At 58.1% G+C, this 9,887-nt stretch carries 10 protein-coding genes, 4 pseudogenes and 1 other annotated feature; of the genes and pseudogenes, 5 read left to right on the top strand and 9 right to left on the bottom strand.

Going from position 1 to position 9,887, the window contains the following annotated elements:
• From FJV80_RS34055 to FJV80_RS35680, 3 genes and pseudogenes are all read right to left on the bottom strand, one after another.
• Positions 1-206, bottom strand: a 206-nt coding sequence (locus tag FJV80_RS34055; RefSeq protein WP_142878473.1) for an SDR family NAD(P)-dependent oxidoreductase, incomplete at its 3' end; no start/stop codon positions are given.
• Positions 199-735 (bottom strand): FCD domain-containing protein, encoded by a 537-nt coding sequence (locus tag FJV80_RS34050; protein ID WP_348644014.1) that lies wholly within the window; start codon positions 733-735, stop codon positions 199-201. The genes FJV80_RS34050 and FJV80_RS34055, both read right to left, overlap by 8 nt.
• 12 nt (positions 736-747) lie before the next feature.
• Positions 748-903: pseudogene (locus FJV80_RS35680) on the bottom strand (GntR family transcriptional regulator); the annotation flags it as partial.
• Positions 904-1,456: 553 nt separating this feature from the next.
• Here FJV80_RS35680 and FJV80_RS34045 point away from each other — a divergent pair.
• Positions 1,457-1,657: a hypothetical protein gene (locus FJV80_RS34045; protein WP_095794076.1), complete on the top strand. Its 201-nt coding sequence runs from the start codon at positions 1,457-1,459 to the stop codon at positions 1,655-1,657.
• 157 nt (positions 1,658-1,814) lie between these two features.
• On the opposite strand, the pseudogene FJV80_RS35780 reads toward FJV80_RS34045, so the two are convergent.
• Together FJV80_RS35780 and FJV80_RS34035 are read right to left on the bottom strand one after the other, a co-directional pair.
• Positions 1,815-2,059: pseudogene (locus FJV80_RS35780) on the bottom strand (hypothetical protein).
• Positions 2,060-2,375: 316 nt separating this feature from the next.
• Positions 2,376-3,572, bottom strand: a complete 1,197-nt coding sequence (locus FJV80_RS34035) for a cation:proton antiporter (RefSeq protein WP_095789646.1) — start codon at positions 3,570-3,572, stop codon at positions 2,376-2,378.
• Positions 3,573-3,685: 113 nt separating this feature from the next.
• Positions 3,686-3,740 (bottom strand) — a sequence feature (sul1 is cis-regulatory element that is thought to sense ions involved in sulfur or methionine metabolism; They are found in Alphaproteobacteria).
• 130 nt (positions 3,741-3,870) lie between these two features.
• Between FJV80_RS34035 and FJV80_RS35530 the strand changes: the two are divergent.
• From FJV80_RS35530 to FJV80_RS34020, 4 genes and pseudogenes are all read left to right on the top strand, one after another.
• Positions 3,871-4,150 (top strand): annotated as a pseudogene (locus FJV80_RS35530) (integrase core domain-containing protein); the annotation flags it as partial.
• A 248-nt stretch (positions 4,151-4,398) separates the two neighbouring features.
• Positions 4,399-4,839 (top strand): serine hydrolase, encoded by a 441-nt coding sequence (locus tag FJV80_RS35675; RefSeq protein ID WP_280951491.1) that lies wholly within the window; start codon positions 4,399-4,401, stop codon positions 4,837-4,839.
• Positions 4,773-5,546, top strand: a complete 774-nt coding sequence (locus FJV80_RS34030; protein ID WP_281408808.1) for a beta-lactamase — start codon at positions 4,773-4,775, stop codon at positions 5,544-5,546. Before FJV80_RS35675 ends, FJV80_RS34030 begins: the two co-directional genes overlap by 67 nt.
• 596 nt (positions 5,547-6,142) lie before the next feature.
• Positions 6,143-6,903, top strand: a pseudogene (locus FJV80_RS34020) (transposase); the annotation flags it as partial.
• Between the two features lie 108 nt (positions 6,904-7,011).
• Here FJV80_RS34020 and FJV80_RS34805 read toward each other — a convergent pair.
• From FJV80_RS34805 to FJV80_RS33995, 4 genes are all read right to left on the bottom strand, one after another.
• On the bottom strand, positions 7,012-7,308 hold the full coding sequence (locus tag FJV80_RS34805) for a hypothetical protein (protein ID WP_179296052.1): 297 nt from the start codon (positions 7,306-7,308) through the stop codon (positions 7,012-7,014).
• A gap of 280 nt (positions 7,309-7,588) precedes the next feature.
• Entirely contained in the window at positions 7,589-7,789 is a 201-nt protein-coding gene (locus FJV80_RS34010; RefSeq protein ID WP_095789644.1) for a hypothetical protein, read from the bottom strand.
• A gap of 5 nt (positions 7,790-7,794) precedes the next feature.
• Positions 7,795-8,112 carry a hypothetical protein gene (locus FJV80_RS34005; protein ID WP_095794077.1) on the bottom strand — a complete coding sequence of 106 codons (318 nt, stop codon included), beginning with the start codon at positions 8,110-8,112 and terminating at the stop codon, positions 7,795-7,797.
• Between the two features lie 823 nt (positions 8,113-8,935).
• Positions 8,936-9,214, bottom strand: coding sequence for a hypothetical protein (locus FJV80_RS33995; RefSeq protein ID WP_095794079.1), 279 nt, complete (start codon positions 9,212-9,214; stop codon positions 8,936-8,938).
• Positions 9,215-9,887: the final 673 nt, after the last annotated feature.

The following is a 9,887-nucleotide window of genomic DNA, read 5'->3' as shown; positions in this document are numbered from 1 at the left end:
ACCTGATCGGAAACGGACACGTCGACCGTTTGCACCAGCGCATCCGCTCCGGCCTTGGCAAGGCTTTCCTGCATGGCTGCATTGGCGGCCCTGTCGATGCCGCAGGCGACGATCGCCGCACCTCCCTGCGCCAGCCGCCTCGCGGTGGCGAGCGCGATGCCGGTCGTCCCCGTCACCAATGCCACCTTGTTTTCAAAGTCAGACATTGTGCAAATCCTTGGAAGAAGTCGGGCCTGGCATTGCCGGCGAGGTCCGTGCGTTTTGGAGGTCGTCGGGAACGAAGCGCAGCCCGAAGTCGAGATGCCGGCTCATCAAATAGCTATAGGCAATGCGGTCGCGCGCGTGAAGCGCGGCAATGATCTCGGCATGGGCGTGGCGCGTTTCTTTCAGCACCGGCCGGATCGATTTGCCGGTTGTCATGATGTGCAGGATGACCGGCGACAGAAAATGGTAGGTCTGCACCAGCATGCGGTTGCCGGCGAGCTTCATCAGCGCCAGGTGGAAGTCGAAATCGCGCTGTGCGGCTTTCTGGACATCCTTGCTGGTTTCGATCAGGCCGTTGACCTCGTCCAGGGCGTCGAGTTCAGCGGCGCTGGCATTGAGGATGATGTGGTCGTCAATGCTCACCTCGATGATGCGGCGGGACCCCTGTATGTCGTGAAACGAGGTCCTCGAAATATCCATCTGCGCGGGGAAGAAATTCTGGGTCGCGACATTCTGGCGGTCCGCCAGCACCGCGCCGACACGCGGCTTGGGATCGATAAGGCAATAGGTGCGGATGGAGCGCAGCGCTTCGCGTATCGTGTTGCGGCTCGCGCCGAACAGTTCGCCAAGTTCCCGTTCGGTGGGCAGGACGTCGCCCACCGACATGGCGCGGGTGCTAATAGGGTCGAGGATCTGCCGGACAGTCTGGTCGACAGCCGAACTGTTGCTCCCGGGATCTTCCGCCGCTTTTTGCTCCTTGCCGCATAAACGTCAAGGAGGCTTCATGTCAGGCAGGCTGGTGCCACCGGCGCGCCAAGGCAGGTGGGAATTTGCAACCAAGTGGTCGATCCCGCCTGACGCCCGAGACTACGGAAGGAACAATTTTCGCGAGCGATGATTGCATAGGTCAGTTAGCCATGGGAGGCGCTCTTGACCCGACGACTGATGGACAAAGAGCGCTTCGAGCGCGCTGATCGAGAGGCTAAGCTATTCGTCGAAGCAGAGACGAGAGCATGCAATGCAAAGACGGCACGGTTAACGGGAACTCCGCCTTTCGGCACAGCCGACGGAGGTCAGCTCCGGTTCAAAGGCGCCGGCCGCCCGCCAAAAAGCCGTAGGGGAAGCTACGGATGGTCAAGCCGGGCCTGATGAGCAGGCCGATTTTTTTGGAGGTGGAGTTTAGCCAGATCACCGAAGCGCCGGACGAGAGATTTGCGGCATGCTTCCCTCCAGGACTGTGGGGAGGAATATCATGCCAATCCGGCGAAAGGCGCCTGACGCCGGTAGATTCGACGAAACCGAATTGGCACTTCTCGGCAGGGTTTTCGACAAGCTGAAACTTGAGCAACGGTCACCGGACACCCTCGATTCGATCGCATCGCGGATTATCGCAAACTATATGGCCTGCATCAAAGACGAGGCTGAACTCGTCTCGCTTTCGCTCCGTCGCTAGGATTGTCAAGACGGCCCGGCCAGCCTTCAGGTTGACACAGGGCGACTAGCCGGGCCGTGCCGGCCATTTGAGGAAGCCGGGCGAAGAGTAATTCTACTCTCCCGTCATCTCATTTCAATTGAAAATGAATGTACGATTTTTACCGAGTTGTGATTACCTAAGACGGCTTACCCGCGCGCATCATGGCCCTGGCAATGGCAAGCTGTGTTCCGTCCTAGCATTCTCTTTCTGGGTCATGTTGTCCCCCGCGATCAGCCGCTTCAATGACCGCAGCGTTTCGCCCCGCGACCACCCCGCCTCCAGCATGCAGTCGACGATGGCTTGGAAGCCGGGCTCCATCGCATCCTGGCAGTCGATGACGCGGTTTCGATAATCGTTCTCTTCCCTTGGTCGACTTATCATCTCGCCCCCGCCAAATAGCTGTCGCCGTGTTCGCGATGATCGAAACAGAACCAGTGCAACGACCCCGATAGCAATTCAAATGGATGTTAGGACGGCCCGGCGGCCATGGCTTTGACGGGGACACAGTGCACAACCGGGCCTGGGCGAGGAAGCAGCCCGCCTTACCCCTAAATACCACCTCTCACGAACAATTGCATCTGGAAACACTTCGCGAACCGTGGGGCGCTTGGAAGATCGGTTGTGGGGAGGGAATCCTTGGCTGGCCGACTTTCAAGTCAAAAATCTAGCGCCAAACTCTCCTCGCCAAGCTGGAGTCTCAAGTTTCTGTCGCCTGTTGAGCGATCGCCAAGCGCCGAGCCAACCAGGGCATCGTCAATCCCTGGACAAAAATCGAGAAGGCGACGACGGCGAACGCCACTACAATGATTTCGCCCCGCTCGCGAATATCGGACGGGAGCGCTAGCGCCAAGGCGAGTGCGAGAGCCCCACGTAGCCCGCCCCATACCAGTAGGTGCTGATATCTCAGGTCCACTCTCAGCCGCGTCGGAGCCACTAGCCCACAAAGCGGATAGATCGCGGCAGCCCGGCCGATCAGCACGACGACAATAGCGAGCGCTGAGCTGCCAACGAATATCCCAAGAGGCTGTTGCGCTTCGTGTCCACCGATCAAGATGAATATGATCGAATTCGCTAGAAAAGCCGCATATTCCCAGAAGGCTAAAACATGCGGTCGTCCGGCGGTGGAAATTGCGCCTCTCCAGCCGACATTCCCGACAAGAAGGCCAGCTGTAAGCGTGGCGAGGACGCCCGACATGCTAAAATTCTCCGCGACCAAAAAGGAGCCGTAGGCAGCAATCGTCGTGAGCGTGATCTCGACCAGGTGGTCTTCGGTCCGGCCAGCGATGAGAAGCAAGAGGGCTGATGTCAGAGTCCCAACGACGACACCACCCGCAACGGTCCATGCGAAGGACCCGACGACGGCTAAGGGCGTCGCGCCCGCGCCCGTTGCGGCTGCCAGCAGGATAGTGAAGCCGACTGCTGCGGCTCCGTCGTTCAGTAGGCTTTCCGATTCGACAAGCAGCCCCAGACGTGGCTGGACCTTCATCTCTTTGAAGGCCGCCAGAACGGATACTGGATCCGTGGCGGCTATCAGAACTCCGAACAATCCGGCTCCGATCCAACTCCAACCCAGCGCCAGATGCATGGCGACGGTAACCACCACTGCCGCAATCGCCACCCCGGGGAACGCAAGCAACGCACTCACGGGCAGGTTAACACGAAAATGGCGCCACTCGATCTCGAGCGCCGCTTGGAAAATGAGGGGCGGCAGGAACACGGTGAAGATCAGATCTCGGCTTAGCGGGAATTCAGCGACGCCAGGAAAAAACCCGAGCGCTATACCTGCAGAAACAAGACCAACGCTATAAGGCAGACGGAGGCGCCGCGAGATTATCGCCACCATTGAAGCGGTAAGCAGGATTATACCCACCGCAAGAACTGAACGCTCACTCATGAAAGGCTGGTCTAGCACCAGCGCGATATGCTCGCGTCAGATTGGACATGCTTGTCCCCGTCGATGGTATCAAAGGTAACTATGAAGGTCCGCGAGTATCAACGGGCTTTCAAGATTGCCCGACGGATTGGCGGCCGGAAGAGCACCCGTGATTACATCGCGTCCTATCGAATGTATCCTCTATAACAGAGGATTGCTGCATGGCAACATGCGGCCGCGCGCCATCCGCGCAACAATCGAGCGCAGGGAAATCTTCCGAGCCCATTCCTTCGACGTGGCCTGCGCCCGCAACGATATGGAGCACCGTCTGCGGAGCCGAACCATCCGTGGACGAATGGTCAGGTCGAAAGGATGAACCGCACGATCAAGGAAGCCACCGTGCGACGCTACTACTATGAAAACCATGATCAGCTGCGTGCCCCCCCCGGGCAACATTCCTCGACGCCTACAATTTCGCCAAACGCCTGAAGATCCTTAGCTGCCTAACCCCCTTCGAGCATATTTGCAAAATCTGGACTGAGCAGCCGCAAAGGTTCAGGCTAAATCCAATCCATCGCATGGCGGGTCCGAACATCTAGCCAAAATCGAGCCGTTCAAGGAACAATCGTCTGGCCGGTTCAGGGTTGGCGACAAGTTACTGACGTTTGGCGACGAGCTTCGATCGATGCAGAAGTAATTACGTCTCGTTGAAAGCCGCGATGTCATGACATGCCACCTCCTATATACCAAGGCCAGTGCCAGGTGGGCCCGCGCGCCACAACTTTGCCCCAACAATCACTGTATCCCAGCGAGACCCTATTGGGGAATGTCGATATGGAGCAATAGAATGGATAAGTGTTCGTACCTCGTGGCGTTTTCGATCGCGGTACTCACCTCAAGTGGCTCTATTGCGAAGGCCGACGGGTTTGCTGAGAAGGCGCAGGCTTCATTCGAACCCGTGGTAAAGGAATACGATATTCCCGGACTCGTCGTTGGAGTTACCAGGAACGGCAAACATGAGTTTTTTGCGGTCGGGTTGGCATCGCGGGCCGACAACCGTCCGGCCACCCCTGATACGCTGTTTGAGCTTGGCTCGATAAGCAAAATTTTCAACGCCACGCTTGCGGCGTTGGCCGAAGAACGCGGAAAGCTAAGCCTCAGTGATACGGTGGCACATTCGTCTGTGTCGACGGATGTTCAATTGGCGACAAGCTTACACTCATGGATTTGGCAACACACCATTCGGGCGGACTACCATTGCAGGTGCCGGACAACGTTTCGAATGTAGATGGGTTGGTGAGCTGGCTGATGGATTGGCAGCCGCCGCAACCGGGAACTCGAAGCTACTCTAACGTTAGCATTGGGATGCTCGGCTACATATCTGGCAAAGCCATGGGCTCAAACTACAAGCAAGCCGTGGAGGGCGTGCTCTTCCCTGCGTTCGGGCTCCGCCATACGTGGATAGACGTTCCTAAGAGTGACATGAGCCAGTACGCTTTCGGCTATGACCGAAAGACCAATGCGCCAATTCGGGTGAGCCCTGGGGTTTTGGACTCGGAGGCCTATGGCGTGAAGTCGAGCGTCCGAGACATGCTAACAGTTCTTGATGTGGAGCTGGGTCACGGGAAGGCCCCCGACGAATTGCGCAAGGCGGTCGCGAGAACCCATGAAGGTCAGTACAAAACTGCTTTTTTCACCCAGGATATGGTTTGGGAGCAGTACCCATGGCCCATCGACCTGCAGACAATGAAGTCTGGCAATGGCTATGATTTCATCATGAAGCCACAGCCAGCCGAAAGAATCAGCCCATCGCTTCCTCCCCAGAAGAATGTGATCCTGAATAAGACCGGCTCGACGAACGGGTTTGGCGGTTACATCGCTATGGTGCCAAGCGAGGACATCGGCGTGGTTGTGCTCGCTAACAAGAACTACCCAAACGAAGCCCGCGTGAAGGCGACCTACTCCCTGATCGAAGCGCTACTCTCCAAAAAGTAGATGTCATTTTTGACCAACAGGACTCGACCTAAAGGTCCGCTTCGGCCGAATTGCATCTTCCCTGCGCGCCATTATGCCGAGCTTTCATTCCTGGATTGCCGTTAGGGAATCGGCGTAGTTTCAGGCCCGGATACATCCCCTTATGCCGAGTGCGGCATAAGGAAAGGTAGATGTCCCGGGTGCGAAGCCCCTTGGGTGGCAGCTCGCGCGGATCGGGTCCCGAGCCGCCATTGCGCACCTGGTCGCCGCAGGCATGCGGCACCCGGAAGCTCCTCTCGCGCTCGCCGACGCTTGCCAGTTCATGCGAGAGATCGGCAATCTGCCGTGCCACGAGGTGGACGACGTCGTCCTCGCAGGACGTTGAGTTGGCTTTGGGGCGTCCCAGAAGTGCAACTACGAAGTGTTTCGTTTCTCATTCTGTATGGGCTACGGTCGGCCCAACTGTCGGAGAGCTAATGCCTGATGCCGGACATGTTGTATGGTTTCGAAAGTAAAGTTGAGACATAACGTTTGAATTAGCTACCAGGAGAGAATCAGATGGTGAGGATCAACTTCGAGGCGCCTCCGGTGGATGGTTCCTCCCTCGACGTCCCGGCCTGCACGCGCGGCTGCTTGGCAAGCTGAAGGCTTCGCCGAAACCGTTTGCCGATGAGACGACGGCGCCCGTGCTCGATCCCGGCCGCGGCAAAACGAAGACCGGCCAGCTCTGGGCCTATGCCCAAGACGATCGGCCATGCGACGGAGCCGATCCGCCCGGCGTCGCCTATGTCTACGCGCCCGACCGCAAGGCGGAGCGTCCGATCGCCCATCTGGCAGGCTTCACGGCATCCTGCAGGTTGATGGATATGGCGGCTATCGCGTGCTCGCCGACAAGAGCGGGGTAACGCTCGCATTCTGCTGGACGCATGTGCGCCGGCGCTTCTATGAACCGGCCGCCGCAGGGTCCGCGCCGTTGGGGAGGCCTCTCGCGCTTCCTTGACGATGGCCGCACTGAGATCGACAGCAACGTGGTCGAGCGCTCCATCCGTCCGATTGCTCTCAATCGCAAAAACGCCCTCTTTGCAGGCTCGGACGGGGGCGCCAAGCACTGGGCAGTCAACGCCTCCCTGGTCGAAACCTGCAAACTAGCTGTGTCGAGCCGCTCGGCTATCTCGCCGACGTACTCACCAGGATCGTCAACGGCCACCCCAACAGCCAGATCGACGCCCTGCTGCCTTGGGCCTATATCCGGGTGGCCGAGCTAAAAAGCCCTGGCTTGAGAACATCGCTTACACAAGCCTGCGCCGCAGAGCAGTCCAAGTTGCAGCCAGTCCATCGGGCAGGAAACGCGCCCCGCGCTCGGCCGCGTGACAACTGACGCCAGGGCGGTACAGTCTTGCTTAGCTCCATTTATCCGCCTTCTTGGGAGACACCCATGATGATCTATGGGTGCCGCCCAGAGAGCGCTCGGGAGGTGCAGCGAATGTCAGTGGGCGTTGGCAGACGGCGCAGTCTTGCCCGTGGTCGCCGCCGACGGCATTGTCCTGAGCGAAGCACCTGTCTGCGTGTCGGTGGCCGACACGGTATGTTGCTCGGCACCGGACAGCGGACTACCCTGGCCGGGCACCGTATCGGCGGTCGGAGCGCTGTTGTTTTTGCCGTTATGGAAGGGTTGGCTTGAGGTCGTCAAACCGCCTGCCGATGTGGCGGTGAAGAGGTGGTCGGCTGCTGATGCGGGGCCAGCAAGCAGCGAAAACGCTGCAAAAATAATTTTAGTTCGCATAAGGGTTCTCCAATCGTTGCAAGGAGTTCAACATCCCGTCCGATGCGCGACCTTAAGGTGCTCGGGAGGTCAATAGCGGCGGGGACGGCTGTCCCTTCAATGTCTTCAGGATCGATAATCGAATGGGGGAAATTGTAGCTCGGGATCGAGACGCTTACGCGGTCTTCGGTGACGCGCTTAAGCACCGTCGCCATTATTGCCACCTCGTCGCCGACCTTGATGCTGAATGCAAGGATTCTGGTGCGGCATCCGAAAGCGGCAAGGATTAGCGGATGCTAAATTAATCTCGTTCGACCGAGAATTTGAAAACCGCCCGCCGTCCCTGATCCACCACCCGGAACCAATGAGCCTGCACGGTTCGAATTACGAACGGCCCGGCGGTGACCTTGTTAATGGCCTCCAAGGCAGTCGATCCGTGCGCAATGTGCAGGGCCAGCAACTTTTCGCCCTGCATTTCGTCGATATGGTATTTCGTGGTCATGGGCTTCACCGTAGCGCTTGAACCCCAACTTCATTGACCAGCAGAGGTTCCTCGCGGCTCAATTGCCCTGCAAGCGCGGCTCCTATCTTGGCTGGGCGCATCTGGCCTTTAGGTTCGCGGGCAATTGTCACTGTCCGTTCGCTGTCGCATATGACGCAGCGTCCACGATATCGCGCAAAATCCGAAGTGGTCCCCAACGCCTCAGTGGTTTGCGCGGCGTGCGCGTGAGAACTGAGGCGCAAGGCTTCGGCAATACACCTATCGCAAACGGCACCGGGATGCAGCAGCGTCACGAAATCGTTTATCATCTGCGCGACGATCATGGTGGCAGCACCCCTCACAGTTTGAAAACTGAACTATGCGCTCTTGGCGACGCGGCGCTTTGAAAGGCCCGCCACAAGCCCACCACTTCCTGCGTCCCATCATCAAAAATTTGGAAGACTTCGGCAGCCAGGTCTTCGCGTTGTTCCCAGTCTTTGCTAGCCGGCGTTCCTCGCACAGCCGGTCAAACACGCGCTGGAGCATGTCCAGGTCAGCGGGGCAATAGACTTCACAGCAAAGCGGTAACGACATGGCCGTCGCCTTAAAGCGAGCATTATTAGGATTATCTCATATAACCGGTTTAGATGCGAAGAGAATCCGTGTGCCATTGTCGAACGAATTTCACGTCCGGGAATTTTTAACCAAGTGGTCGATCCTCCTGGGGTGCACCCGCTCCGATGAGAAAGCCCTTCGCTTTAGCCGCGACGGGCTTTCTATTGACACGCTCGCGAGGCCAGCGAAGCGCGCCCAATGGGCGTCGTCCCTGGTCCTTGTGCTTGAAGACGAAGAGTTGATCAGGCGGGACCTGGATGTCTCGCTGGCGGAAGATGGGTAAGTCAAGCCTGCTGGAGCGCTCGACATCGTCGCGGCGGTCACGAAATTGGCTGCGGGAAGGCCAGCGAAAGGAACAATTCTAACGAGCGATAATTTCATAGGTCAGTTAGCCAAGGGAGGCTCTCGTGACCCGAAGACTGGTAGACAAAGAGCGCTTTGAGCGCGCTGATCGAGAGGCTAAACTATTAGTCGAAGCCGAAACGAAAGCACGAAATGCAAAGACGGCGCGGTTGCGGGAGCTCCGTCTTTCGGCGGAGAAGTCAGCTCCGGTTAAAAGGCGCCGGCCGCCCGCCAAAAAGCCGTCGCCTCCCTAGAAGACTTTCCGGACCGCATCATGGCCCGAGCAATGGCAAGCTGTGTTTCCGTCCTAGCGTTCTCTTTCTGGGTCATGTTGTCCGCCGCGATCAGCCGCTTCAATGACCGCAGAGTTTCGCCGCGCGACCATCCGGCCTCCAGCATGCAATCAACGATGGCTTGGAAGCCGGGCTCCATTGCCTCCTGGCAGTCGATGACTCGGTCATCGTCCGCTTCTCTTGGTCGACTAATCATCTCGCCCCCGCCAAATATCTGTCGCCGTGTTCGCGATGCCCGTGGCAGAACCACGCTACATCGTCTTCGGCTGGGCGCGATGGTTGTCTGGGGTTTGCAAATCCGAACGGTGCGGGCTTCCCGCACTCGTCAAACTCGCAGACGTGATTTCGATCCGTCCAGCTCGCCGATGCACTGCCGTATGTCACGCGATCCGATCTAAAGCCATCGCTTAACTCGACTGCATCTGTCGCCAATCGCTTTAGCCTCTTACGCGATTGTCATTGCAAGCCTTCTGCTACGTCCTGTCTATCCCAAAAGCATACTTGTGGGGCTCTTTGTAGGGTGCGTTTTGATCGCGACATACGGGACTTGGATATGCTTCGAGGGCTGGCAGCGATCGACTTCCATCCGCCAAAAGGGCGCCATTGTAGCGCTGCTTTCAATGTTCCTCGGGCTAAGCGCATGGGGCGGATACATGTCGTTGAGGGACATTCTCAGGTGAACCTGGAAGTTTTCGGCCGGGGGCTCAAGGCCCCTTTCCCTCGCCGTGAACGGTAGCGTCTGCGGCGAGCCTGATCGGTTCGTCACTCATAGCGGATTGATCGGTCCGACTGGGGCGGGGTGGTCGTTCGGTTGCTTGTTGATGACGGTCGAATTGACGTCGCGCCCGACACGGTTGAATTGCAACTGA

The sequence above is a fragment of the Mesorhizobium sp. WSM4310 genome (assembly GCF_007003935.1).
Taxonomy (GTDB): domain Bacteria; phylum Pseudomonadota; class Alphaproteobacteria; order Rhizobiales; family Rhizobiaceae; genus Mesorhizobium.
Note: the sequence above shows the minus strand (reverse complement) of the source record. Positions and strands in the feature narration are given on the sequence as shown.